Genomic DNA, 24,601 nt, shown 5'->3' with positions numbered 1-24,601 from the left:
CTGCGCCACCCCGGCCCGGGTGCGCCCTTGCCGCGGCACCCGCGGCGGGCCTACGGTGGGCGGGCCGTGGTGCTCGGGAAGCCGGTGCACCGTGTCCGCCACCGAGTGCGCGGCACGGGAGTCCGGAGCGGCCCTCGCCACTGTGATCGGGGAGTCGTCGGCTCCCACCCCGTGCCACTGGCCCCGCGGCCGGGAAGGCCGGGCGCCGGCGCGCAACACCCCGTCAGCCAGGAGACCGGCCACGGCATCTCACGAAGTGATCCACGAGGTGCTGGAGCGTGATCCGCGGATGACCGCGCCCGAATCGACCCTGGCCGGGACCGGCCCGGTCGCCGTCCTGCCCGCCCTGCGCTGGCGGCGCGAGGACACCCTGCGCACGGCCGGGCTGATGGCGGTGATCCTGGCCCTGCACGCGGTGGCCTTCGGGACGCTGCTGTTCCTGGTGGTGCCGCACGACTACCGGGTCGGCACCCAGGTGTTCGGCGTCGGCCTGGGCGTCACCGCGTACACCCTGGGGATGCGGCACGCCTTCGACGCCGACCACATCGCGGTGATCGACAACACCACCCGCAAGCTGATGGCGGACGGCCGCCGCCCGGTCTCGGTGGGCTTCTGGTTCGCGCTCGGCCACTCCTCGATGGTGGTGCTGATGGCCGCCCTGGTGGCCGGGGGCGCGGCGCTGGCGGGCACCCTGATGGACGAGGACTCGACCACCCACCAGGTGCTGGGCACCGTCGGCACCACCGCGTCCGGCGCCTTCCTCTACCTGATCGCGGCGCTCAACCTGGTCGCCCTGTTGGGCATCTGGCGGGTGTTCCGGGCGATGCGGGCCGGGGAGTACGACGAGGCCGAGCTGGAGAAGCACCTGGACGCCCGGGGCTTCCTGGCCCGGCTGCTGAACCGGGCCACCCGCTCGATCAGCCGCCCCGGGCAGATGTTCCCGGTCGGCATGGTGCTCGGTCTGGGCTTCGACACCGCCACCGAGGTCACCCTGATGGTGATGGCGGGCTCCGGCGCGGCCTCCGGCCTGCCCTGGTACGCGGTGGTCTGCCTGCCGCTGCTGTTCGCCGCCGGGATGAGCCTGTTCGACACCCTGGACGGCACGTTCATGAACATCGCCTACCAGTGGGCGTTCTCGAACCCGGTCCGCAAGGTGTACTACAACCTGACCATCACCGGGCTGTCGATCGCGGTGGCCTTCGTGATCGGCACCATCGAGCTGGTCGCCGTGCTGCACGACAAGTTCGACCTGACCGACCCCGTCACCGGCTGGATCGCGGGCCTCGGCCTGGACAACGTCGGCTTCGTGATCGTCGGCCTGTTCGTGGTGGTCTGGGCCGCCGCGATCGGCTACTGGCGGATCGCCAAGCGCTCCGGGCGTTCGGCGGCGCGGGGGCGGACGCGTCCTGACGGGGCGTCAACCGGCGGCCAGGATCAGCGTCCCGGCCACCGCGAGGCCCGCGCCCACCACCTGCACCCGCAGCAGCCGCTCCTTCAGCAGGCCGCGCGCCATCAGCGCGGTGACCACCGGGTAGAGCGAGGCCAGCACGGCCGCCACCGCCACCGAGCCCAGGTGCGAGGCGGCCGCGTACAGGCCGTTCGCGGCCACGTCGGCCACCCCGACGGCGGTCAGCGCGGGCAGCGACCGGGCGCCCGCCGAAAGCCCGAGGGGCTGTCGGCGGGCCGCGGCGGCCAGCATCCCGGCCCCGACCACCGCGTTGGTCAGCCGCTGCACGCACAGCGTCAGCAGCAGGGCGCCGCCCGCGCTGGCGTGCGCGACCAGGGCCAGCACCGCCCCGAAGGCGAACGCCGCGCCCAGCGTCAGCACCAGCACCCGCCGCCCGACCGCGGGCCCGCCGCGCTGCGGGCCGCCCGCCAGGGCGACCCCGGCGACGGCCACCGCGATGCCCAACCCCTGGACGGCGCCCGGCCGTTCGCCGAGGAACAGGCCGACGCCGATCGGCACCAGCACGCCGACGGTGGCCAGCGGCGACACCACGCCCATCGGCCCGAGCGCCAGCGCCCGGTAGAACGCCAGCAGCGCGAACGGCCCGACCACGCCCGCCGCCACCGCGTACCAGAGGACGGGGGACGCCCCCGGCCAGCCGCCGGTGGCGGTCACCGCGACCGCGAGCACCGCGGCGGCGGCCGACTGGGAGAGCACCACCACGGTCAGCGCGGGCACCCGCCGGGTGATCGCCCCGCCCCCGTAGTCGGCGACGCCCCAGAGCAGGCTGGCGAGCAGCGCGAACGCGGCGCTCACCGGAGGAGCCGGTAGGCGGACAGCATGGTGGACCCCGCAGTACAGTCGGTGGATCTGTCGATGCCGCCGCAGCATAGTTCAACCTGCTGCACTCGCCCAACCAGAATATTGGACTGCCCGTGCCGGACGCCGATCTCGTCACCCAGGCCCTCGCCCGCAACCTCAAGCGCCTGCGGCTCGAACGCGGCCACACCCTGGACGCCCTGGCCGCCCGCTCCGGGGTCAGCCGCGGCATGGTCGTCCAGATCGAACAGGCCCGCACCAACCCGAGCGTGGGCACCGTGGTCCGGCTCGCCGACGCGCTCGGGTCTCGATCGCCCGGCTGCTCGACTACGACGAGACCTCCGCCGTCCGGATCGTCCCGCCGAGCAGGCCGTCCGGCTGTGGAACGGCCCCGGGGGCGGCAGCGGCACCCTGCTCGGCGGCGCCGAGGCCCCCGGGCCGCTGGAGCTGTGGTCCTGGCGGCTGCACCCCGGCGAGTCGCACGCCTCCGACCCGCACCCGCCCGGCACCGTCGAGATCGCCCGGGTCGACGAGGGCGTGCTCACCCTCACCCTGGACGGCCGCGAGCACCGCGTCCCGGCCGGGGCCACCGCCTCCTACGAGGCCGGCACCGCGCACGGCTACCGCAACGACGGCGACGCGCCCTGCCTGGTCACCATGGTGGTCTCGGTCCCCCCGCCCGGCGCGTAACCGACAGCCGGCCGACGACCGACCGCCGACCGTCGGCCGGACACGGGCGAAGGGCCCCGGGGAAGCCCCGGGGCCCTTCGCGTCACGCCGTGCGCCGTCAGCCGCCGTACCTGCGCCGGTACAGCTCCACCCGGCCCTCGGTGTCCATCAGCCGGGCCTTGCCGGTGTAGAACGGGTGGCTCGCCGAGGACGTCTCGACGTCCACCACCGGGTACGTCCGCCCGTCGGCCCACTCGACCGTCCGCCCGCTCGCGGCGGTGGAACGGGTCAGGAACGACAGGCCCCCGGTCTTGTCGCGGAACACCACCGGACGGTAGTCGGGGTGAATTCCCTGCTGCATGACTGCTCCTCCTCGCCGTGTGTCGGTCGGTCTGGTCTTTCGGGCGCCCGGGCCTCCCGGGCGCCTCAGCGGGCCTCGCGGAACTCCACGTGCCGCCCGGCCACCGGATCGAACTTCCTCAGCACCATCCGGTCCGGGTCGTTGCGGCGGTTCTTCCGCGTCGCGTAGGTGAACCCGGTGCCCGCCGTCGACCGGAGCGTGACCACCGGTCGCAGTTCGCTGCGTGCCATGCCCGCCTCCTCTCCGTCCTTCTCCCGGCAACGATTGCCGTTTTCATCAGGTCACAACGCGGCCGCCCGCCGGGCATTCCCCACCCGACGGCCCGCCCCGACGGGCGCCCCGGGGCCCCCGTTCGTAGGCTCGGAGCATGTCCGACGCGCACGCCGAACGACGCGAACGCCTCCGCGAGCACTGCAGCGCCGCCGGGGCCGACGCCGCGCTGATCACGCGCGCCGCCAACGTCCGCTACCTGACCGGCTGCCCGCCGCTGGGCGCCGCGCTGCTGCTCACCCGCGAGCGCGCGGTGCTCGCGGTGCCGAGGACGCCGAGCCGGCCGAGGGCGGCGAGGGCGGCGAGCGGCGGCTCGACCCGGAGGTCACCCGGCTGCCGGTGCCCGGCGAGGCCGACGCCGCGTGCGCCGCCGCCGAGGCCGCCGCCCGGCTGCGGGTGCGCGACCTGGCCGTCGAGGAGCACGACCTCACGGTGGCCCGGCACCGCGCCGTCGCCCGGCTGGCGCAGGCGGACCGGCTGCTGGACCTGGACCGGGCGGTCGAGCGGCTGCGGGTGGTCAAGGACGAGCACGAGATCGCCGACCTGCGGATCGCCGCCGAGATCGCCGACCAGGCCCTCGGCGAGCTGCTCGAATCCATCCTGGTCGGCCGCACCGAGCGGCACCTGGCGATGGAGCTGGAGCGCCGGATGATCGACCACGGCGCCGACCGGGCCGCCTTCCCGGTCTCGGTCGGCACCGGCACCCACTCCGGCCTGGAGCGCCACCAGCCCACCGACCGCCGGGTCGAGGAGGGCGACTTCCTCACCGTCGCGCTCGGCGCCAGCTACCGCGGCTACGGCATCTCCACCGCCCGCACCTTCGTGATCGGCGCCGCCCCGCCGCCTGGCAGGTCGAGCTGCACCGGCTGGTCTTCCACGCCCAGCGGGCCGGCCGGGAGGCCCTCGGCCCCGGCGTCGAGCAGCACGTCCCGGACGACGCGGCCCGCTCGATCCTCCAGGCCGCGGGCCACGCCGAGCGCTCCGTGCACGCCCTGGGGCACGGCATCGGCCTGGAGATCCGGGAGGCTCCGCGCCTGGGGCCCGCCGACATGGGTAAACTGGACAATCGCGTGCCGGTCACCGTCGGCCCCGGGGTCCATCTCCCGGGTCGGGGCGGCGTCCGGATCGAGGACACGCTCGTGGTGCGGCCTCCCGAGGAGGGCGGGCCCGAGCTGCTCACCATCACCACCAAGGAGCTCCTCGCGCTGTGACCGAGCCCGGTCCCGGCGGCGCGCCGCTTGGTGTTCCTTGACAGCGGACATATCAGGAGTAAGTGCGCCCGTGGCTACCACGAACGATCTCAAGAACGGCATGGTCCTCAAGCTGGACGGCGGCAAGCTCTGGACCGTCGTCGAGTTCCAGCACGTCAAGCCCGGCAAGGGCCCGGCCTTCGTTCGCACCAAGCTGAAGGAGGTCCTCTCCGGCAAGGTCGTCGAGAAGACCTTCAACGCGGGCATCAAGGTCGAGACCGCCAACGTCGACAAGCGCACCATGCAGTACTCGTACCGCGACGGCGACGCGTTCATCTTCATGGACATGGACACCTACGACCAGGTCCCGGTCGACTCCGCCACCGTCGGCGACGCCGCCAAGTACCTGCTGGAGGGCTTCGAGGCCCTGGTCGCGCAGAACGAGGGCGTCCCGCTGTACGTCGAGCTCCCCGCCGCGGTCGAGCTGGTCATCGCCGAGACCGAGCCGGGCGTCCAGGGCGACCGCTCCACCGGCGGCACCAAGCCGGCCACCCTGGAGACCGGCGCCGAGATCCAGGTGCCGCTGTTCGTCACCACCGGCGAGAAGGTCAAGGTCGACACCCGCGACGGCAGCTACCTCGGCCGGGTCAAGTAACCGTGGCGGCTGCTCGTAGCAAGGCCCGCACCCGGGCCTTCCAGATCCTGTTCGAGGCGGACCACCGCGGCGTGTCCCCGAACGGGTGCTCGCCGACTGGATCGCGCGGGCCCGCGACCCCGTCCGGACGAGGGCATCCCGCAGGTCGCGGAGTACACCATGCAGCTGGTCGAGGGCTACGCGCAGCACGCGCGCACCATCGACGACCTGATCTCCACCTACGCGGTGGGCTGGACGCTGGACCGGATGCCGATCGCCGACCGCAACGTGCTCCGGCTCGGTGCGTACGAGCTGATCTGGGAGGACGGGACGCCCGACGCGGTGGTCCTGGACGAGTCGGTGGAGATCGCCAAGGAGTTCTCCACGGACGAGTCGCCGGCCTTCGTCAACGGCCTGCTCGCCCGGTTCATGGAGCTCAAGCCGAGCATCCGGCGCTGAGCCCCGCACCCCCGAAGGCCGTCGGACCTGTTGGTCCGGCGGCCTTCGCGCGTAAGCTACCGGCAAGTAATGTCCTTGCCCGCCGCGCAGAAGGGCCGCGAAGCCATGCGGAGACCACCCCCGCCTTCGAGTTCGACCAGGGCATCGCGCTCACCCCGCACCCCGGCGAACCCGGCCGCTACGACGGCGAACTCGGCGACGGCTGGCAGATCGGCGGCGGCGTCAACGGCGGCCTGCTGCTCGCCTTCGCCGCGCACGCCCTCGCCCGGGAGGCCGGACCGGCGCACCCGCACCCGCTCACCGTCAGCGGCACCTACGTCTCCGCGTCCCGTCCCGGCCCGGCCACCGTCCGCACCGAGATCGTCCGGCGCGGGCGCAGCCTGGCCACCGGCAGCGCCGTCCTCTCCCAGGGCGGTGAGGAGCGGCTGCGCCTGACCGCCTCCTTCACCGACCTGGCCGGGCTCGACGCGGAGGTCGCCACCACCGCGCTGCCGCCGGAGCTGCCCGGGCCCGAGCAGTGCATAGGCGTCGAGCACGCCCCGCGCGAACTCATCGCCCAGGCCGCCCTGTTGCAGCGCCTCGACCTGCGGCTCGACCCGGCCGCCATCGGCTGGGCGATGGGGCAGCCGTCCCACCGGGGGCGGATGCAGGGCTGGTTCCGGCTCGCCGACAAGCGCCCCGCCGACCCGCTCTCCCTGCTGCTCGCCGCCGACGCCCTCCCGCCGGTCACCTTCGACCTCGGCCGCCCCGGCTGGGCCCCCACCATCGAACTCACCGTGCACGTCCGGGCGCTGCCCGCCGACGGCTGGCTCCGGGTCTCCCACGCCACCCGCAACGTGGCCGGCGGGTACTTCGAGGAGGACTGCGAGATCTGGGACGAGAACGGCCGACTGGTCGCCCAGTCCCGCCAGTTGGCGAAGACGCCGCGCTGAGCTCCCCCGGCCCGGACCCGCTCCGGCGACGGTCGGTTGCAGACTTGTGACAGGCCGTGTGTGTGGGGCGGGTGTGGGAGGGGAGGAGTGGGACAGCAGTCGCTCGACCGAGAACCCCGGGAGCCACCGATGTCCAGGAACAGCCGCCGGCCGCGCCGTTGCAGTGCAGAGCCCTCGCACCGGGGCGGGGAGGTCTTCGTGACGGGCATCCTGACCGGCGAGGCGGACTTCGAGCGGGTGCGGGCCTGGCAGGTGACGGACGCGCCGGACTACGCCACGTACCTGCGGGAGGCCGGGGAGCTGCTGGCGGGGGCGGTCGAGGAGTACGGCACCGTCCGGGCCCGGATGTTCCACCCGGAGGACTTCGCGGACTACTGCCTGCTGCACGGGCTGGACGTGCGGGAGCAGGCCGCGCGGGACGGCTACCTGGTCAACCCGCCGCTGCAGACCCAGTTGGTGACGTACCGCGGCGAGGACCTGCCGGACTTCCTGCCGCGGCTGGTCCGGGCCCGCGAGGGCGGGCTGACGCTCCGGTACGCGGACCTGCTGATGGACGGGGCGCTGTGCGGGACGGCGGGCGCGGCGGCCGAGCCGCGGGCGCGCTGGACGTACCAGCAGGCGTCCGAGGTGTTCCGGCGGGTGCTGGTCGGGGCGGGCTGCGGGGCGTACGAGTTCCGGGTGGTGGTGGACGCGCCGTCCGGGCCGCTGGAGGCCCGGGCCCGGGTGCTGCACTGGGAGGACGGCGCGGTGCGGATCAACGACGAGGACCTGGACCTGGTCACCGCGGTGCTGTGCGCCGGGCTCTACCGCGAACTGCCGGGCGCCGCGGTGCTGCACGGGACGCAGGGCTCGGGCGCGCTGTGCGGGGAGTACCGGCAGGTGGCCTGGGCCTGGCGGAGCACCGGCCAGGAGTGGTCGCCGGCCGAGCTGGCGGTGGCCGGGGTGGCGGCGGCCCCCGGGTTCAGCCTGGGCACGGTGGTCTGAGCCGCCCGGCCGACGCGGCCCGGCGGGCCCGGGCCCCGAGCGTGGAAACGGTGGAAGCGCGAGACAGCGGGGCGGGAGACCGGTTGCTTCCGGTGTCCCGCCCCGCTGTGACGTTTCTTCAAACGGACGAGCGGCCGACCGAGGTCAGCTCGCGTCCTCCTCGCGGACCGCGCGGCGCGCGTCCGGGTTCAGCACGCCCCAGCTGATCAGCTGCTCGGTGAGGATCGAGGGGGACTGGTCGTAGATGACGGCCAGGGTGCGCAGGTCGTCCTGGCGGATCGAGAGCACCTTGCCGTTGTAGTCGCCGCGCTGCGACTGGATGGTCGCGGCGTAGCGCTGCAGCGGGCCGGCCTTCTCGGACGGGACCTGGGTCAGCCGCTCCAGGTCGAGGACCAGGCGCGGCGGCGGCTCGGCGGCCCCGCCCGGGGTGCCGCCGGGCAGCAGCTCCTGCACCGGCACGCCGTAGAACTCGGCCAGCTCGGCGAGGCGCTGCACGGTGACCGCGCGGTCGCCGCGCTCGTAGGAGCCGACGACCACAGCCTTCCAGCGACCCTGGGACTTCTCCTCGACGCCGTGCAGGGAGAGCCCCTGCTGAGTGCGGATCGCCCGGAGCTTGGCTCCGAGCTGCTTCGCGTAGTCGCTGGACAATGGATCTCCCCGGACGAGATTGCTTCGCGTGCGCTGAAATGTGAGCGACGAGGGCCACTGCGGCGCACCTTCGTAACTCACTGTGAGGTTACGTAGAGTGAGGGTGGCGCGTCAAGCCGAATGGGGCACTCGTGCGAACGGGCGGCGAACGGGCCGCGATCAGCACGCTGCTACCATGGGCGAGGCTCCGGCTGCGGTCGGAAACCATTCCAGACATCCTTTAAGACCCGTCCCGTGAGGCGGGGAAGGAGGTCCGCTCCGGCATGACCACACCCAGTTCCACCCCCCGCGCCCCGCACCAGGTGCTGGACGCCACCGACATCGCCCGGGTCGTCACCCGGATCGCGCACGAGATCGTCGAACGCGCCAAGGGCGCCGAGGACGTCGTGCTGCTCGGCATCCACACCCGCGGCGTCCACCTGGCCCGCCGGCTCCAGGGCAAGCTGGCCCAGATCACCGGCCGGGAGATCCCGCTCGGGACGCTGGACATCACCATGTACCGGGACGACCTGCGGCTGAAGCCCGCCCGGGCCCAGGAGCACACCGAGATCCCGCCCGGCGGCATCGACGGCAAGCTGGTGGTCATGGTCGACGACGTGCTGTTCTCCGGCCGGACGATCCGCGCCGCGCTCGACGCGCTCAACGACATCGGCCGCCCGCGCGCCGTCCGGCTGGCCGTCCTGGTCGACCGCGGTCACCGCGAACTGCCCATCCGCGCCGACTACGTGGGCAAGAACCTGCCCACCTCGCTGCGCGAGGCCGTGCAGGTCCGGCTGGCCGAGTCCGACGGGCTGGACGCCGTCCTGCTGGGCGACCGCGACTACGCGGCCCGCTCCTCCCAGGCCCTCGCCGCCGACCCCGACCCCGCGCAGTAGCGCCGCGTGAAGCGCCACCCCGACCCCGGCCCCGACGGCGCCGCGGCCGCCCCGCGCCGCGCCCCCGGCCCGGCGACCGACACCGACGCTCCCCGCACCCCCGACCCCCAGGAGGCCGCCCAGTGACCACCTACCTGATCCGCAACGCCCAGATCCTCGGCGGCGCCCCCCGGGACATCCACATCGCCGACGGCGTCTTCGCCGCGATCGGCGAGGACCTGGACGTCACGGCCGACATCGACCTCGACGCGCACGGCCTGGTCGCCCTGCCCGGCCTGGTCGACCTGCACACCCACCTGCGCGAGCCCGGCCGGGAGGACGCCGAGACCGTGCTCACCGGCACCCGGGCCGCCGCCATGGGCGGCTACACCGCGGTGCACGCGATGGCCAACACCTTCCCGGTCGCCGACAGCGCCGAGGTGGTCGAGCAGGTCTGGCGGCTCGGCCGGGCCTCCGGCTACTGCGACGTGCAGCCGGTCGGCGCCGTCACCGTCGGCCTGGAGGGCAAGGAGCTCGCCGGACTCGGCGCGATGCACGACTCCGCCGCCGCGGTCCGGGTGTTCTCCGACGACGGCAAGTGCGTGGACGACCCGGTGCTCATGCGCCGCGCCCTGGAGTACGTGAGGACCGTCGACGGCGTGATCGCCCAGCACGCCCAGGAGCCCCGGCTGACCGCCGGCGCCCAGATGAACGAGGGCGCCGTCTCCGGCGAGCTGGGCCTGCCCGGCTGGCCCGCCGTCGCCGAGGAGTCGATCATCGCCCGGGACGTGCTGCTCGCCGCGCACCTCGGCGCCCGGGTGCACATCTGCCACCTGTCCACCGCCGGATCGGTCGAGATCGTCCGCTGGGCCAAGGGCCGCGGCTGGGACGTCACCGCCGAGGTCACCCCGCACCACCTGCTGCTCACCGACGAGACGGTGCGCAGCAACGACCCGGTGTACAAGGTCAACCCGCCGCTGCGCACCGCCGCCGACGTCGAGGCGCTGCGCGAGGCGCTGGCCGACGGCACCATCGACGCCGTCGCCACCGACCACGCCCCGCACCCCGCCGCGGACAAGGACTGCGCCTGGACGGTCGCCGCGATGGGCATGGTCGGGCTGGAGACCGCGCTGTCGGTCGTGCAGCAGACCATGGTCGACACCGGCCTGCTGAACTGGGAGGGCGTCGCGGACCGGATGTCGCACCGCCCGGCCCGGATCGGGCGGCTGAGCGGCCACGGACGGTCGGTCTCGGTGGGCGAGCCCGCCAACCTGGTGCTGTTCGATCCCGCGTACCGTGGAGTGGTGAACCCCGACACCTTCGCCACCCGCTCCCGCAACAGCCCGTACCGGGGGATGGACCTGCCCGGCCGGGTGCACGCCACCTTCCTCCGCGGTGAGGCGACCGTGCTGGCCGGAGAGCTGGTCGAGCGCTGATGCTGCTCGCCACCGAGAAGGGCCGCGTCACCGACTGGCCCGGGTACATCGGCGCCACGGTCGGCCTGCTGATCCTGATCGCGCTGGTCTACTGGCTGATGCGGCAGGGCTGGAACTGGCGGCGCACGCTCCAGTCCGACCTGCCCGCGCCGGAGCCCGCACCGCAGGACCCCGGCCCGGCGCTGCTGGCGGCGCCCGGCCGCTACCACGGCTCCACCACCGCCGGGAACTGGCTGGACCGGGTCGTCGCGCACGGCCTGGGCAAGCGCAGCCTGGCCGAACTCACGCTCACCGAGCGGGGCCTGCTGGCCCGCCGCCCCGGCGAGGACGACCTGTGGATTCCGGCCGCCGCGCTCACCGGCGCCCGCACCGACTCCGGCCTCGCCGGGAAGGTCGTGCCGAGCGGACTGCTGGTGGTCGGCTGGCGGCTCGGCGGGAGCGAGCTGGAGAGCGGCTTCCGCCTGGACGCCGCCGCCGCGCACGACGACTGGGTCGAGGCCGTGCAGGCACTAGTGACACGTACGAAGACGATGAAGACGGAAGAGGCCGCCACATGACCGCACCTGCCCCCACCACGCAGCGCACCAGGCGGGAGCGCGTGCCTGCCGTGCTCGTCCTGGAGGACGGCCGGACCTTCCGCGGCCAGGCGTACGGCGCGGTCGGCGAGACCTTCGGCGAGGCGGTCTTCAACACCGGCATGTCCGGCTACCAGGAGACCCTGACCGACCCGTCCTACCACCGCCAGGTGGTCGTGATGACCGCCCCGCAGATCGGCAACACCGGCTGGAACGACGAGGACGACGAGTCGCAGCGGATCTGGGTCTCCGGCTACGTGGTCCGCGACCCCGCCCGGGTCGCCTCCAACTGGCGCTCGAAGCGCTCGCTGGACGAGGAGCTGGAGCGCCAGGGCGTCGTCGGCATCAGCGGGATCGACACCCGTGCGCTCACCCGCCACCTGCGCGAGCGCGGCGCGATGCGGGTCGGCATCTTCTCCGGCCCGGCCCTCGCCGACCAGGCCGAGCTGCTGGCCAAGGTGCGGTCCGCGCCGGAGATGAAGGGCGCCGACCTGTGCGCCGAGGTCGCCACCAAGGAGACCTACGTCGTCCCGGCGATCGGCGAGAAGAAGTTCACCGTCGCCGCCCTCGACCTCGGGATCAAGGGCATGACCCCGCAGCGGATGGCCGAGCGCGGCATCGAGGTGCACGTGCTGCCCGCGAACAGCTCGGTGGAGGACATCTACGCCGTGCGGCCCGACGGCGTGTTCTTCTCCAACGGCCCCGGCGACCCGGCCACCGCCGACCGGCAGGTCGAGGTGCTGCGCGGCGTGCTGGCGAAGAAGACCCCGTTCTTCGGCATCTGCTTCGGCAACCAGCTCCTGGGCCGGGCCCTCGGGTTCGGCACCTACAAGCTCAAGTACGGCCACCGCGGCATCAACCAGCCGGTGCAGGACCGCGCCACCGGCAAGGTCGAGGTGACCGCCCACAACCACGGCTTCGCCGTGGACGCGCCGCTGGACCGGGTGAGCGACACCCCCTTCGGGCGGGTCGAGGTCTCCCACGTCTGCCTCAACGACGACGTGGTCGAGGGCCTCCAGGCGCTCGACACCCCCGCCTTCAGCGTGCAGTACCACCCCGAAGCGGCAGCCGGCCCGCACGACGCCGCCTACCTCTTCGACCGCTTCGTGAGCCTTATGGAGGGCCAGCGTGCCTAAGCGCACCGACATCAAGTCCGTCCTGGTGATCGGCTCCGGTCCGATCGTCATCGGCCAGGCGGCGGAGTTCGACTACTCGGGTACGCAGGCCTGCCGGGTGCTCAAGGCGGAGGGGCTGCGGGTCATCCTGGTCAACTCCAACCCGGCGACCATCATGACCGACCCGGAGATCGCCGACGCCACCTACGTCGAGCCGATCACCCCCGACTTCGTCGAGAAGATCATCGCCAAGGAGCGCCCCGACGCGCTGCTGCCGACCCTGGGCGGCCAGACCGCGCTGAACACCGCGATCTCGCTGCACAAGGCCGGCACGCTGGAGAAGTACGACGTCGAGCTGATCGGCGCCGACGTCGAGGCGATCAACAAGGGCGAGGACCGCGAGCTGTTCAAGGGCGTGGTCGAGGCCGTCCGCGCCAAGATCGGCCACGGCGAGTCCGCCCGCTCGGTGATCTGCCACTCGATGGAGGACGTCCTCGCCGGCGTCGACACCCTCGGCGGCTACCCGGTCGTGGTCCGCCCCTCCTTCACCATGGGCGGCGCCGGCTCCGGCTTCGCGCACGACGAGGAGGACCTGCGCCGGATCGCCGGCCAGGGCCTGACCCTCTCGCCGACCACCGAGGTGCTCCTGGAGGAGTCCATCCTCGGCTGGAAGGAGTACGAGCTGGAGCTGATGCGCGACAAGCACGACAACGTGGTCGTCGTCTGCTCCATCGAGAACTTCGACCCGATGGGCGTGCACACCGGCGACTCGATCACCGTCGCCCCGGCGATGACGCTCACCGACCGCGAGTACCAGATCCTGCGCGACATCGGCATCGCGGTGATCCGCGAGGTTGGCGTCGACACCGGCGGCTGCAACATCCAGTTCGCGGTCAACCCCGCCGACGGCCGGGTCATCGTCATCGAGATGAACCCGCGCGTCTCGCGCTCCTCCGCGCTGGCCTCCAAGGCGACCGGCTTCCCGATCGCCAAGATCGCCGCGAAGCTCGCCGTCGGCTACACGCTGGACGAGATCCCCAACGACATCACCGAGCAGACCCCGGCCTCCTTCGAGCCGTCCCTCGACTACGTCGTCGTCAAGGTGCCGCGCTTCGCGTTCGAGAAGTTCCCGTCCGCCGACGCCACGCTGACCACCACCATGAAGTCGGTCGGCGAGGCCATGGCGATGGGCCGCAACTTCCCCGAGGCGCTGAACAAGGCGCTGCGCTCGCTGGAGAAGAAGGACTCCCAGTTCAGCTGGGTCGGCGAGGTCGGCGACAAGGCCGAGCTGCTGGTCAAGGCCCAGGTCCCGACCGACGGCCGGATCAACACCGTCATGCAGGCGATCCGGGCCGGCGCCACCCCCGAGGAGGTCTTCGAGTCCACGAAGATCGACCCGTGGTTCGTCGACCAGCTCTTCCTGGTCAACGAGATCGCCGCCGAGCTCGCCGAGGGCGACAAGCTCGACCCGGAGCTGCTGCGGCACGCCAAGCGGCACGGCTTCTCCGACCAGCAGATCGGCGAGATCCGCGGCCTGCGGGCCGACGTGGTCCGCGAGGTGCGGCACGCGCTCGGCATCCGCCCGGTGTTCAAGACCGTCGACACCTGCGCCGCCGAGTTCGCCGCGAAGACCCCGTACTTCTACTCGTCCTACGACGAGGAGAGCGAGGTCGCCCCGCGCACCAAGCCCGCCGTGATCATCCTGGGCTCCGGCCCGAACCGGATCGGCCAGGGCATCGAGTTCGACTACTCCTGCGTGCACGCCTCCTTCGCGCTCGCCGACGCCGGGTACGAGACCGTGATGGTCAACTGCAACCCGGAGACCGTCTCCACCGACTACGACACCTCCGACCGGCTCTACTTCGAGCCGCTCACCCTGGAGGACGTGCTGGAGATCGTGCACGCCGAGCAGCAGGCCGGCCCGCTGGCCGGCGTGATCGTGCAGCTCGGCGGCCAGACCCCGCTGGGCCTGGCGCAGGCGCTCAAGGACAACGGCGTGCCGATCGTCGGCACCCCGCCGGAGGCGATCCACCTCGCCGAGGAGCGCGGCGCGTTCGGCCGGGTGCTGCGCGACGCCGGCCTGCCCGCGCCCAAGCACGGCACCGCGTTCTCCTTCGAGGAGGCCAAGGCGATCGCCGACGAGATCGGCTACCCCGTGCTGGCCCGCCCGTCCTACGTGCTCGGCGGCCGCGGCATGGAGATCGTCTACGACGAGCCCTCGCTCGCCTCCTACCTGGAGCGGCACGCCGGCCTGATCTCCGAGCACCCCGTGCTGATCGACCGCTTCCTCGACGACGCGGTCGAGATCGACGTCGACGCCCTCTACGACGGCGAGGAGCTGTACCTCGGCGGCGTCATGGAGCACATCGAGGAGGCCGGCATCCACTCCGGCGACTCCGCCTGCGCGCTGCCCCCGATCACCCTCGGCGGGTACGACATCAAGCGGCTGCGCTCGGCCACCGAGGGCATCGCCAAGGGCGTCGGCGTGCGCGGCCTGATCAACATCCAGTTCGCGCTCTCCGGCGACATCCTGTACGTGCTGGAGGCCAACCCGCGCGCCTCCCGCACCGTGCCGTTCACCTCCAAGGCCACCGCGGTGCCGCTGGCCAAGGCCGCCGCCCGGATCTCGCTCGGCGCGACCGTCGCCGAACTGCGCGCCGAGGGCCTGCTGCCCCGGGAGGGCGACGGCGGCACGCTGCCCGCCGACGCGCCGATCTCGGTCAAGGAGGCCGTGATGCCGTGGTCGCGCTTCCGCGACGTGCACGGCCGCGGCGTGGACACCGTGCTCGGCCCCGAGATGCGCTCCACCGGCGAGGTCATGGGCATCGACCGGGTCTTCGGCACCGCGTACGCCAAGTCCCAGGCCGGCGCGTACGGCGCCCTGCCCACCCGGGGCAAGGTGTTCGTCTCGGTCGCCAACCGCGACAAGCGCAACCTGGTCTTCCCGGCCCGCGCGCTGGTCGAGCTCGGCTTCGAACTGCTCGCCACCACCGGCACCGCCGAGGTGCTCCAGCGCGGCGGCATCCCCGCCACCGTGGTGCGCAAGCACTCCGACGGCGTGGGCCCGGACGGCGAGAAGACCATCGTCCAGCTGATCCACGAGGGCGAGGTCGACCTGATCATCAACACCCCGTACGGCACCGGCGGCCGCCTCGACGGCTACGAGATCCGCACCGCCGCGGTCTCCCGGGGCGTGCCCTGCCTGACCACCGTGCAGGCGATGGGCGCGGCCGTCCAGGGCATCGCCGAGCTGCGGCGCGGCGAGATCGGCGTGATGTCGCTCCAGGAGCACGCCGCCCTGATCAACTCCGGCCGCAGCTAAGGCCGAACCCGTGGGGGGCACGCCGGTCCGGTCGCCGGGTGCCCCCCACGTCCATGTCCCGGTCCGGCTCGGCTGACGGAGGTCACCCCGCGATGTACAAGCTCCTGTTCCACCTGCTGTTCAAGAAGATGGACCCGGAGAAGGCCCACCACCTGGCCTTCTTCTGGATTCGGCTGGCCCGCTCGGTGCCCGGCCTGCGCACGCTGGTGCGGGCCCTGCTCGCCCCGCGCGACCCCCGGCTGCGCACCACCGCGCTCGGCCTCGACCTGCCCGGCCCGTTCGGCCTCGGCGCGGGCTTCGACAAGGACGGCATCGGCATCGACGGCCTGGCCATGCTCGGCTTCGACTTCGTCGAGATCGGCACCGTCACCGGCGAGCCGCAGCCCGGCAACCCGGCGCCCCGGCTGTTCCGCCTGGTCGAGGACCGGGCGCTGATCAACCGGATGGGCTTCAACAACCAGGGCTCGGCCCGGGTCGCCGCCCGCCTCGCCGCCCGCCCGCACACCACCAGCACCCCCGTCATCGGCGTCAACATCGGCAAGACCAAGGCCGTGCCGGAGGACGAGGCGACGGCCGACTACCTGAAGAGCGCCCGGGCGCTCGCCCCCTACGCCGACTACCTGGTCGTCAACGTCTCCTCGCCCAACACCCCCGGGCTGCGCAACCTCCAGGCCGTCCAGGTGCTCGGGCCGCTGCTGTGGGACGTCCGCAAGGCCGTCGACGAGGTCACCCGCCACCACGTGCCGCTGCTGGTGAAGATCGCCCCCGACCTGGCCGACGAGGACATCGACGAGATCGCCGACATGGCCCTGCACCTCGGCCTGGACGGCATCATCGCCACCAACACCACCATCGGCCGCGAGGGCCTGCGCACCCCCGCCGAGCGGGTCGCCGAGATCGGCACGGGCGGCCTCTCCGGCGCCCCGCTCAAGGAGCGCTCGCTGGAGGTGCTGGAACGGCTGCGCAAGCGCACCGACGGCCGGCTCGCCCTCGTCTCGGTCGGCGGCATCGAGACCGCCGAGGACGCCTGGCAGCGCATCCTGGCCGGCGCCGACCTGGTCCAGGGCTACTCCGCGTTCATCTACCAGGGCCCGTTCTGGATGCGCAAGGTGCACAAGGGCCTGTCGGCCCGGCTGCGCGCCGCCGGGTACGCCACCATCGGCGAGGCGGTCGGCCGGGGCAACCGCTGAGGCCCGCCCCGCCGGCAGCACCACCACGACCACGACGACGAGAGACCGCGATGACTGACACCACGCCCTTCGGCACCCGCCTGCGCGCCGCCCTCGACACCCGGGGCCAGCTCTGCGTCGGCATCGACCCGCACGCCTCGCTGCTCACCGCCTGGGGCCTGAACGACGACCTGGCCGGGCTGGAGACCTTCTCCCGCACGGTGGTCGAGGCGCTGGCCGACCGGGTCGCGGTGCTCAAGCCGCAGTCCGCGTTCTTCGAGCGCTTCGGCAGCCGCGGCATCGCCGTGCTGGAGCGCGCGGTGGCCGAGGCCCGGGCGGCCGGGGCGCTGGTGCTGATGGACGCCAAGCGCGGCGACATCGGCTCGACCATGGCCGCGTACGCCGAGACCTTCCTGGCGCCGGACAGCCCGCTGTTCTCCGACGCGCTCACCGTCAGCCCCTACCTGGGCTTCGGCTCGCTCCAGCCGGCCGTGGACCTGGCGCACGCCAACGGCTGCGGCCTATTCGCGCTGGCGCTGACCTCCAACCCGGAGGGGCACGAGGTGCAGCGCGCGGTCGGCGCGGACGGGCGGAGCGTGGCGCAGGCGGTGCTGGACCGGCTGGCGGCGGAGAACGCGGGCGCCGAGCCGCTCGGGTCGTTCGGCGCGGTGGTCGGCGCGACCCTCGCGGACGCCGGGGTGGACCTGGCGATCAACGGCCCGCTGCTGGCCCCCGGGGTGGGCGCGCAGGGCGCCACCGCGGCCGACCTGCCGCGGGTCTTCGGCGACCAGGTGCGCAACGTGGTGCCCTCGGTCAGCCGGGACGTGCTCAGGCACGGACCGTCGGTGGCGGCGCTCCGGCAGGCCGCGCAGGTGTTCGTCGACGATGTGAGGGGCGTCACAAACGCCTGGGCAATCGGCCGCCAACTCGGTTGATTTGACCGGAAAACTCCCAGGTCGGCCCCTGCTGACCTGGACTTTTCGTGTTCTTTTCCTGACGCGGCGGCCCAAGTTGGGTAGTGTCCGGCGGTAGGACGCCAGTTGGCGGTGGTCACGGCCACCTCCGCAGGTCAGAGCCTGTGGCGTCCGGGCACCACCAAGTCATGGCTCATCCCTTCCATCCACACCTGAGGTGAACGGCGTGGCTCTTCCGCCCCTTACTCCCGAACAGCGCACCGCCGCGCTCGCCAAGGCCGCCGAGGCTCGCCGGAAGCGTGCCGACGTCAAGAACCGGCTGAAGCACTCGGGCGCCTCGCTGCACGACGTCATCAAGGCCGGCAAGTCCGACGACGAGGTCATCGGCAAGATGAAGGTCTCCGCCCTGCTGGAGTCCCTGCCGGGCGTCGGCAAGGTGCGCGCCAAGCAGATCATGGAGCGCCTGGGCATCTCCGAGAGCCGTCGCGTGCGCGGCCTCGGTACGAACCAGATCGCTTCCCTGGAGCGCGAGTTCGGCGGCGCCGCCTCCTGACCGGAGGCCGGTGTCGGCGGAACCTCCGCGATCCGGGATAATCGGTGCATGAGTGAGCGTCCGCGGCTGACCGTGCTCTCCGGCCCCTCCGGGGTCGGCAAGAGCACGGTCGTCGCTCATATGAGGAAGCAGTTCCCCGAGGTCTGGCTGTCGGTGTCGGCGACGACCCGGCACCCGCGCCCCGGTGAGCGCGACGGCGTGCAGTACCACTTCGTCGACCACGAGCAGTTCGACAAGCTGGTGGCCAACGGCGAGCTGCTGGAGTGGGCGGTCTTCGCCGGGAACCGGTACGGGACGCCGCGCCAGGCGGTGCTCGACAAGCTCGACAAGGGCGAGCCGGTGCTGCTGGAGATCGACCTCCAGGGCGCCCGGCAGGTCAAGGAGTCGATGCCCGAGGCGCAGCTGGTCTTCCTGGCCCCGCCGAGCTGGGAGGAGCTGGTCCGCCGGCTCACCGGCCGGGGCACCGAGCCGAAGGACGTGATCGACGAGCGGCTCGCGGTGGCGAAGGTCGAGCTGGCGGCCGAGGCGGAGTTCGACACGACCCTTGTCAACACCTCCGTCGAGCAGGTAGCGGCCGAACTGCTAGCCTTGCTCGGTGTAGCCTGACCGGATCGGCTGCACCCAGCCGGTCTGACAAAACCACTTCGGAAGGTTCAGCGTGTCCTCTTCGATGACCGCGCCCGAGGGCATCATCAACCCGCCGATCGACGAGCTGCTCGAGGCCACCGACTCCAAGTACAGCCTGGTGATCTACGCGGCCAAGCGGGCCCGCCAGATCAACGCGTACTACTCCCAGCTGGGCGAGGGCCTGCTGGAGTACGTCGGCCCGCTGGTCGACACCCACGTGCACGAGAAGCCGCTGTCGATCGCGCTGCGCGAGATCAACGCCGGCCTGCTCACCGCCGAGGCGATCGAGGGCGCCTGAGCCCCGCGCTCCCCGGAGGGCCCGTCCGACGCCACCGCGCGTCGGGCGGGCCCTCCGCCGTTCCCGGGGTCGCCGGGACGTCGGGTCGCCGGGTCGTCGGGCCGCGGGGGTGTGCGGGGGTGTGCGCGGTGACACGTCGCAGCCGCGCGCTGAGGGGCCGTAAGGTGGGCGCGAGCCCGTCGCAGCGTCGCAGCAAGGAGAGCCGACCGTCATGAACGCGTCCCGTGTGGTCCTCGGCGTGAGCGGCGGGATCGCCGCCTACAAGGCCTGTGAGCTGCTGCGGAGGTTCAGCGAGTCCGGGCACGAGGTGACGGTGGTGCCGACCGCGGCGGCGCTGCACTTCGTCGGGGAGGCGACCTGGGCGGCGCTGTCCGGGCGGCCGGCGGCGACCGAGACCTGGGAGCGGGTGCACGAGGTCCCGCACGTGCGGATCGGGCAGCGGGCGGACCTGGTGGTGGTCGCCCCGGCCACCGCGGACCTGCTGGCGAAGGCCGCCCACGGCCTGGCCGACGACCTGCTGACCAACACCCTGCTGACCGCCCGCTGCCCGGTGGTGTTCGCGCCCGCCATGCACACCGAGATGTGGGAGCACCCCGCCACCCGGGAGAACGTCGCCACGCTGCGGCGGCGCGGCGCGGTCGTCATCGAGCCGGCCGTGGGCCGGCTCACCGGCGTCGACACCGGCAAGGGCCGGCTGCCCGACCCGGCCGAGATCTTCGCCGTCTGCCGCCGACTGCTGGAGCGCGGCCCGCTGGAGCGCGACCTGACCGGCCGTCACGTGGTGGTCTCGGCGGGCGGCACCCGCGAGCCGCTCGACCCCGTGCGCTTCCTCGGCAACCGCTCCTCCGGCAAGCAGGGCTACGCGCTGGCCGCCACCGCGGTGGCCCGCGGGGCCCGGGTCACCCTGGTGGCCGCGAACACCGCGCTGCCCGACCCGGCCGGGGTGGACGTGGTCCGGGTCGGCACCGCGCTGCAGTTGCGCGAGGCGGTGCTGAAGGCCGCCGGGGACGCCGACGCGGTGGTGATGGCCGCCGCGGTGGCCGACTTCCGGCCCGCCGAGTACGCCAGCGGCAAGATCAAGAAGGTGGACGGGGTCGAGCCCGCGCCGATCGTGCTGGTCCGCAACCCCGACGTGCTGGCCGAGGTCGCCGCCGACCGCCCCCGCCCGGGGCAGCTGGTGGTCGGCTTCGCCGCCGAGACCGACGACGTGCTGGCCAACGGCCGGGCCAAGCTCGCCCGCAAGGGCTGCGACCTGCTGGTGGTCAACGAGGTCGGCGACGGCAAGGCGTTCGGACAGGACACCAACAGCGCCGTGCTGCTCGGCGCGGACGGCTCGGAAGTCCACATCGCGGACGGGCCGAAGGAGATCCTGGCGGACGCGATCTGGGACCGGGTCGCCGCCCGGCTGCCCCGCGACGGCGCCGAGGCGGAGCGTTAACCGACGCAACGCCCCGAGTTGTCCCGGTAGTTGGATCTTGCGGAGCCGCCGGTTCGGCCGCGACCCGTCCTGACCGGCGAAGATCCACCGGTGTGATCCGTGTCCCGGACACGACGGAGCTTCGTCAGGAGTGCCCCGCGATCGGTAGCCGACCGTTACACTCCACTCCAGGAATCAAGTCTTTCCGGATGCCTCGGGACTTCCGAGCGCATTCAGTCAGCAGCCGCTGCAACCCCAGGGAGCGCTGTGTCTCGCCGCCTGTTCACCTCGGAGTCCGTGACCGAGGGACACCCCGACAAGATCGCTGACCAGATCAGCGACACCATCCTGGACGCCCTCCTGAAGGACGACCCGACCTCGCGCGTGGCCGTGGAGACCCTGATCACCACGGGTCTGGTGCACATCGCCGGCGAGGTGACCACGAAGGCGTACGCGCCGATCGCGCAGCTGGTCCGGGAGAAGATCCTGGAGATCGGCTACGACTCGTCGAAGAAGGGCTTCGACGGGGCCTCGTGCGGTGTGTCGGTGTCGATCGGCGCGCAGTCGCCGGACATCGCGCAGGGTGTGGACACCGCGCACGAGCACCGGGTCGAAGGCGACGTCGAGGACGAGCTGGACCGACAGGGCGCGGGCGACCAGGGCCTGATGTTCGGTTACGCGTGCGACGACACGCCGGAGCTGATGCCGCTGCCGATCACGCTGGCGCACCGGCTGTCGCGGCGGTTGAGCGAGGTCCGCAAGAACGGGACGATCCCGTACCTGCGGCCCGACGGCAAGACCCAGGTCACCATCGAGTACGACGGCGACCGGGCGGTGCGGCTGGACACCGTGGTGGTGTCCTCGCAGCACGCCAGCGACATCGACCTGGACTCGCTGCTCACCCCGGACATCCGGGAGTTCGTGGTGGAGCCGGAGCTGAAGGCGCTGGCCGAGCAGGGCATCAAGCTGGTCACCGAGGGCTACCGGCTGCTGGTCAACCCCACCGGGCGGTTCGAGATCGGCGGGCCGATGGGCGACGCGGGCCTGACCGGCCGCAAGATCATCATCGACACGTACGGCGGCATGGCCCGCCACGGCGGCGGCGCCTTCTCGGGCAAGGACCCGTCCAAGGTGGACCGTTCGGCGGCGTACGCGATGCGCTGGGTGGCGAAGAACATCGTCGCGGCGGGCCTGGCCCGCCGGGCCGAGGTCCAGGTCGCCTACGCGATCGGCAAGGCCGAGCCGGTGGGCCTGTTCGTGGAGACCTTCGGCACCGAGAGCGTCCCGGTCACCAAGATCCAGGAAGCCGTCACCAAGGTCTTCGACCTGCGTCCGGCCGCCATCATCCGCGACCTGGACCTGCTGCGCCCGATCTACCAGCAGACCGCCGCCTACGGCCACTTCGGCCGTGAGCTGCCGGACTTCACCTGGGAGCGCACCGACCGCGTCGACGCGCTGAAGGCCGCCGCCACCAGCTGAGTCCGCTCCGTCCGCAGCCGTCCGTCCGGGGGTTCCGACCCCCGGCGGGCGGCTGCGTCGTGCCGCCGGTGTTGTCGGCGGGTTCCGCTAGGTTGGGGGCGTGAGCAGCGCGGACGGCCCCGGGGAGCAGCTGGCGTTCATCCGGGAGACGGTGCGCCGGGCGAAGCCGCGGGCCGCGCGCGGCGTGGTGCCCGCCGAGCGGCAGCCGGTGGCGCGGGTGCTGGTCGACAAGGGCGTGCTGAGCCTGGACCAGTACTTCGACTACGCGGTGCCCGAGGCGATGTCCGAGGACGCCCGGCCGGGCGTCCGGGTCCGGGTGCGGTTCGGCGGCCGGGTCGGCGCGCACGGGCGGCGCGAGGGCGGGGCACTGCACGACGGGTTCGTGGTCGAGCGCCGGGACGACTCCGACTACGCGGGCCCGCTGGCGCCGCTGGCCCGCGTCCTGTCGCCCGAGCAGGTGCTGACGCCGCAGCTGCTGCGGCTGTGCCGGGCCGTCGCCGACCGCTACGCCGGGACGCTGGCGGACGTGCTGCAACTGGCGATCCCGCCCCGGCATGCCGGGGCCGAGGGCGAGCCGTCACCGCGTCCGCTGCCGCCGCCGGACGCGCCCCCGGCCGGGAGCTGGGAGCGGTACGTGCACGGGCCCGAGTTCCTCGGTTCGCTGGCGGGCGGGCACGCCCCGCGCGCGGTCTGGACGGCGCTGCCCGGCCCCGAGTGGCCGGCCGAGATCGCCCGGGCAGTCGCCGCGACCCTGGCCGCCGGGCGCGGCGCGCTGGTGGTGCTGCCGGACGGGCGCGCGGTGGCCCGGGTGGACGCGGCGCTGCGGGCGCTGCTCGGCGAGGGGCGGCACGCGGTGCTGGCCGCCGAGGCCGGCCCGCAGGAGCGCTACCGGCGCTGGCTGTCGGTCAGCCGGGGCTCGGTGCGGGCCGCGATCGGCACCCGGGCGACGGTGTTCGCGCCGGTGCACGACCTCGGGCTGGTGGTGGTCTGGTCGGACGGCGACAGCAGCCACAGCGACCCCAACGCGCCGTACCCGCACGTGCGGGAGGTGGCGCTGCTGCGGGCCGCCGAGGAGGGCGCGGCGGTGCTGCTGGGCGGCGTGTCGATGACGGTCGAGGCCGCGCAGCTGCTGCGCTCCGGCTGGGCCCGGCCGCTGGCCGCCGCCCGGGAGACGGTCCGGCGGACCGCGCCCCGGGTGCGCACGGTCACCGAGCACGACCAGGCCCGGGATGGGGCGGCCCAGGCGGCCCGGCTGCCCTCGGTGGCCTGGGAGACCGCCCGGGAGGCGCTGGCCCGGGGACCGGTGCTGGTCCAGGTGCCGCGGCGGGGCTACGCGCCCCGGCTGGTCTGCGGGAACTGCCGGGAGACGGCCCGCTGCCGGGCCTGCGGCGGGCCGCTGCAGTCGCCGGCGGCGGACGCCGCGCTGGTCTGCGCCTGGTGCGGGACGGAGGAGCGGGACTGGCACTGCGTCGAGTGCGGGTCGTTCCGGCTGCGGGCCGCGGTGGTGGGCGTGCGGCGCACCGCGGAGGAACTGGGCAAGGCGTTCCGCGCATCCCGGTGCGGACGTCCGGGCGGGACGCGGTGCTGGCGACGGTGCCGGACACGCCCGCGCTGGTGCTGGCCACGCCCGGCGCGGAGCCGGTGGCGGACGGGCCCGGGTACGCGGCGGCGCTGCTGCTGGACGGCTGGGCCCTGCTCAACCGGCCCGACCTGCGGGCCGGCGAGGAGGCGGTGCGGCGCTGGCTGACGGCCGCCGCGCTGGTCCGCCCGGCGGGGGAGGGCGGCACCGTCGTGGTCGTCGCGGAGCCGGCGGCGCGGGCGGTGCAGGCGCTGGTGCGGTGGGACCCGGCCGGGCACGCCGGGACGGAACTCGACGAGCGGGAGGAGCTCAGGTTCCCGCCGGTCTCGCGGATGGCCTCGGTGGCGGGGCCGGCCCGGGCGGTCGCGGACCTGCTGGGGCTGCTGCGGCTCCCGGCGGGTGCGGACGTGCTGGGGCCGGTGCCGGTGTCGGTGTCGGTTCCGGCGTACGGGGGTTCGGGGGGTTCCGGGGGGCTCGGGGGTCCCGGGGGTTCCGGGGGAGCGCGGGAGGAGGGCGTGGAGCGCGCGTTGGTGCGGGTCGCGCCGGGGCAGGGGGCCGCGCTGGCGTCCGCGCTGAAGGCGGCGCAGATCGCGCGGCTGGCGCTGCGGGGGGCGGAGACGGTGCGGATTCGGGTGGACCCGACGGACATCGGCTGAGACCCGCTGCGCCGGGCGGCTCGCGGGAGGGCTGGTGGGCGTCGGCGGGGCGGTGCGGAAACGGGGGCGCGGGGAACCGCGCGCGGCGGGAGTCGCGCGTCAGCGAGGTCGCGGGGCGGTGCACGTTCTCGTCCTGCGTCGCGATCTGGCTGTGCGTGCTCGGTCGGCCGCGCAGTTCCCCGCGCCCCTGGTTT

Annotated in this window: 19 protein-coding genes, 5 pseudogenes and 1 riboswitch; of the genes and pseudogenes, 20 read left to right on the top strand and 4 right to left on the bottom strand. The window is 73.5% G+C overall.

Annotated features, from left to right (window positions below):
* Positions 1-50 precede the first annotated feature (50 nt).
* A riboswitch (cobalamin riboswitch) is annotated at positions 51-258 on the top strand.
* 31 nt (positions 259-289) lie between these two features.
* Positions 290-1,393: pseudogene (locus QMQ26_RS06455) on the top strand (HoxN/HupN/NixA family nickel/cobalt transporter); the annotation flags it as partial.
* A gap of 24 nt (positions 1,394-1,417) precedes the next feature.
* Here the strand turns inward: QMQ26_RS06455 and QMQ26_RS06450 are convergent.
* The gene (locus QMQ26_RS06450) at positions 1,418-2,263 is read right to left on the bottom strand and encodes a DMT family transporter (RefSeq protein WP_282206447.1); all 846 of its coding nucleotides are present in this window, start codon (positions 2,261-2,263) and stop codon (positions 1,418-1,420) included.
* Between the two features lie 119 nt (positions 2,264-2,382).
* Between QMQ26_RS06450 and QMQ26_RS06445 the strand changes: the two are divergent.
* Positions 2,383-2,956, top strand: a pseudogene (locus QMQ26_RS06445) (XRE family transcriptional regulator).
* A gap of 97 nt (positions 2,957-3,053) precedes the next feature.
* Here the strand turns inward: QMQ26_RS06445 and QMQ26_RS06440 are convergent.
* Positions 3,054-3,296, bottom strand: a complete 243-nt coding sequence (locus tag QMQ26_RS06440) for a type B 50S ribosomal protein L31 (RefSeq protein ID WP_100835255.1) — start codon at positions 3,294-3,296, stop codon at positions 3,054-3,056.
* A gap of 65 nt (positions 3,297-3,361) precedes the next feature.
* Positions 3,362-3,526 (bottom strand): 50S ribosomal protein L33, encoded by a 165-nt coding sequence (gene rpmG / locus QMQ26_RS06435; RefSeq protein WP_100835254.1) that lies wholly within the window; start codon positions 3,524-3,526, stop codon positions 3,362-3,364.
* Between the two features lie 137 nt (positions 3,527-3,663).
* Here rpmG and QMQ26_RS06430 point away from each other — a divergent pair.
* The 5 genes and pseudogenes from QMQ26_RS06430 to QMQ26_RS06410 all read left to right on the top strand — a co-directional run bounded on the left by QMQ26_RS06430 (position 3,664) and on the right by QMQ26_RS06410 (position 7,765).
* Positions 3,664-4,777, top strand: a pseudogene (locus QMQ26_RS06430) (aminopeptidase P family protein).
* Between the two features lie 70 nt (positions 4,778-4,847).
* Complete coding sequence (gene efp / locus QMQ26_RS06425; RefSeq protein WP_033211640.1) at positions 4,848-5,411, top strand: elongation factor P; 564 nt, start codon at positions 4,848-4,850, stop codon at positions 5,409-5,411.
* Positions 5,412-5,413: 2 nt separating this feature from the next.
* Positions 5,414-5,849, top strand: a pseudogene (nusB, locus tag QMQ26_RS06420) (transcription antitermination factor NusB).
* Between the two features lie 143 nt (positions 5,850-5,992).
* Positions 5,993-6,781, top strand: coding sequence for a thioesterase family protein (locus QMQ26_RS06415; RefSeq protein ID WP_282206446.1), 789 nt, complete (start codon positions 5,993-5,995; stop codon positions 6,779-6,781).
* Positions 6,782-6,979: 198 nt separating this feature from the next.
* Positions 6,980-7,765, top strand: a complete 786-nt coding sequence (locus QMQ26_RS06410; protein WP_100835251.1) for a hypothetical protein — start codon at positions 6,980-6,982, stop codon at positions 7,763-7,765.
* 144 nt (positions 7,766-7,909) lie between these two features.
* Here QMQ26_RS06410 and bldD read toward each other — a convergent pair whose 3' ends face one another.
* The gene (gene bldD, locus QMQ26_RS06405) at positions 7,910-8,413 is read right to left on the bottom strand and encodes a transcriptional regulator BldD (RefSeq protein WP_030459171.1); all 504 of its coding nucleotides are present in this window, start codon (positions 8,411-8,413) and stop codon (positions 7,910-7,912) included.
* Between the two features lie 263 nt (positions 8,414-8,676).
* Between bldD and pyrR the strand changes: the two genes are divergently transcribed.
* The 13 genes and pseudogenes from pyrR (at position 8,677) to QMQ26_RS06340 (ending at position 24,407) form a co-directional block, all read left to right on the top strand.
* Positions 8,677-9,288 carry a bifunctional pyr operon transcriptional regulator/uracil phosphoribosyltransferase PyrR gene (gene pyrR, locus QMQ26_RS06400; RefSeq protein WP_100835250.1) on the top strand — a complete coding sequence of 204 codons (612 nt, stop codon included), beginning with the start codon at positions 8,677-8,679 and terminating at the stop codon, positions 9,286-9,288.
* A gap of 122 nt (positions 9,289-9,410) precedes the next feature.
* Positions 9,411-10,703 (top strand): dihydroorotase, encoded by a 1,293-nt coding sequence (locus QMQ26_RS06395; RefSeq protein WP_282205061.1) that lies wholly within the window; start codon positions 9,411-9,413, stop codon positions 10,701-10,703.
* The gene (locus tag QMQ26_RS06390) at positions 10,703-11,260 is read left to right on the top strand and encodes a PH-like domain-containing protein (RefSeq protein ID WP_100835248.1); all 558 of its coding nucleotides are present in this window, start codon (positions 10,703-10,705) and stop codon (positions 11,258-11,260) included. Before QMQ26_RS06395 ends, QMQ26_RS06390 begins: the two co-directional genes overlap by 1 nt.
* Positions 11,257-12,414: a glutamine-hydrolyzing carbamoyl-phosphate synthase small subunit gene (carA, locus tag QMQ26_RS06385; RefSeq protein WP_282205060.1), complete on the top strand. Its 1,158-nt coding sequence runs from the start codon at positions 11,257-11,259 to the stop codon at positions 12,412-12,414. The genes QMQ26_RS06390 and carA overlap by 4 nt, the downstream gene beginning before the upstream one ends.
* Positions 12,407-15,715 carry a carbamoyl-phosphate synthase large subunit gene (gene carB, locus QMQ26_RS06380; protein ID WP_100835246.1) on the top strand — a complete coding sequence of 1,103 codons (3,309 nt, stop codon included), beginning with the start codon at positions 12,407-12,409 and terminating at the stop codon, positions 15,713-15,715. The genes carA and carB overlap by 8 nt, the downstream gene beginning before the upstream one ends.
* Positions 15,716-15,807: 92 nt before the next feature.
* Positions 15,808-16,905 carry a quinone-dependent dihydroorotate dehydrogenase gene (locus QMQ26_RS06375; protein ID WP_282205059.1) on the top strand — a complete coding sequence of 366 codons (1,098 nt, stop codon included), beginning with the start codon at positions 15,808-15,810 and terminating at the stop codon, positions 16,903-16,905.
* Positions 16,906-16,955: 50 nt separating this feature from the next.
* A complete protein-coding gene (gene pyrF, locus QMQ26_RS06370; protein ID WP_100835244.1) occupies positions 16,956-17,819 on the top strand; it encodes an orotidine-5'-phosphate decarboxylase in 864 nt (287 codons plus the stop codon).
* A gap of 205 nt (positions 17,820-18,024) precedes the next feature.
* On the top strand, positions 18,025-18,351 hold the full coding sequence (gene mihF / locus QMQ26_RS06365; protein ID WP_030459182.1) for an integration host factor, actinobacterial type: 327 nt from the start codon (positions 18,025-18,027) through the stop codon (positions 18,349-18,351).
* Positions 18,352-18,399: 48 nt separating this feature from the next.
* Positions 18,400-18,957: a guanylate kinase gene (gmk, locus tag QMQ26_RS06360; RefSeq protein WP_282205058.1), complete on the top strand. Its 558-nt coding sequence runs from the start codon at positions 18,400-18,402 to the stop codon at positions 18,955-18,957.
* A 52-nt stretch (positions 18,958-19,009) separates the two neighbouring features.
* Positions 19,010-19,276, top strand: a complete 267-nt coding sequence (gene rpoZ / locus QMQ26_RS06355) for a DNA-directed RNA polymerase subunit omega (RefSeq protein WP_100835243.1) — start codon at positions 19,010-19,012, stop codon at positions 19,274-19,276.
* A 211-nt stretch (positions 19,277-19,487) separates the two neighbouring features.
* Positions 19,488-20,714 carry a bifunctional phosphopantothenoylcysteine decarboxylase/phosphopantothenate--cysteine ligase CoaBC gene (gene coaBC / locus QMQ26_RS06350; RefSeq protein ID WP_282205057.1) on the top strand — a complete coding sequence of 409 codons (1,227 nt, stop codon included), beginning with the start codon at positions 19,488-19,490 and terminating at the stop codon, positions 20,712-20,714.
* Between the two features lie 246 nt (positions 20,715-20,960).
* Positions 20,961-22,172, top strand: a complete 1,212-nt coding sequence (gene metK, locus QMQ26_RS06345; RefSeq protein ID WP_100835241.1) for a methionine adenosyltransferase — start codon at positions 20,961-20,963, stop codon at positions 22,170-22,172.
* A gap of 100 nt (positions 22,173-22,272) precedes the next feature.
* A pseudogene (locus tag QMQ26_RS06340) lies at positions 22,273-24,407 on the top strand (primosomal protein N').
* Positions 24,408-24,601: the final 194 nt, after the last annotated feature.

The organism is Kitasatospora fiedleri, from assembly GCF_948472415.1.
Lineage (GTDB): Bacteria > Actinomycetota > Actinomycetes > Streptomycetales > Streptomycetaceae > Kitasatospora > Kitasatospora fiedleri.
Note: the sequence above shows the minus strand (reverse complement) of the source record. Positions and strands in the feature narration are given on the sequence as shown.

Bases quoted from the DNA above. Each gene is read 5' to 3' on its own strand.
- rpmG (WP_100835254.1), bottom strand. From the start codon at position 3,526: ATGGCACGCAGCGAACTGCGACCGGTGGTCACGCTCCGGTCGACGGCG.
- pyrR (WP_100835250.1), top strand. From the start codon at position 8,677: ATGACCACACCCAGTTCCACCCCCCGCGCCCCGCACCAGGTGCTGGAC.
- QMQ26_RS06390 (WP_100835248.1), top strand. From the start codon at position 10,703: ATGCTGCTCGCCACCGAGAAGGGCCGCGTCACCGACTGGCCCGGGTAC.
- pyrF (WP_100835244.1), top strand. From the start codon at position 16,956: ATGACTGACACCACGCCCTTCGGCACCCGCCTGCGCGCCGCCCTCGAC.
- gmk (WP_282205058.1), top strand. From the start codon at position 18,400: ATGAGTGAGCGTCCGCGGCTGACCGTGCTCTCCGGCCCCTCCGGGGTC.
- carA (WP_282205060.1), top strand. From the start codon at position 11,257: ATGACCGCACCTGCCCCCACCACGCAGCGCACCAGGCGGGAGCGCGTG.
- QMQ26_RS06375 (WP_282205059.1), top strand. From the start codon at position 15,808: ATGTACAAGCTCCTGTTCCACCTGCTGTTCAAGAAGATGGACCCGGAG.
- coaBC (WP_282205057.1), top strand. From the start codon at position 19,488: ATGAACGCGTCCCGTGTGGTCCTCGGCGTGAGCGGCGGGATCGCCGCC.
- QMQ26_RS06440 (WP_100835255.1), bottom strand. From the start codon at position 3,296: ATGCAGCAGGGAATTCACCCCGACTACCGTCCGGTGGTGTTCCGCGAC.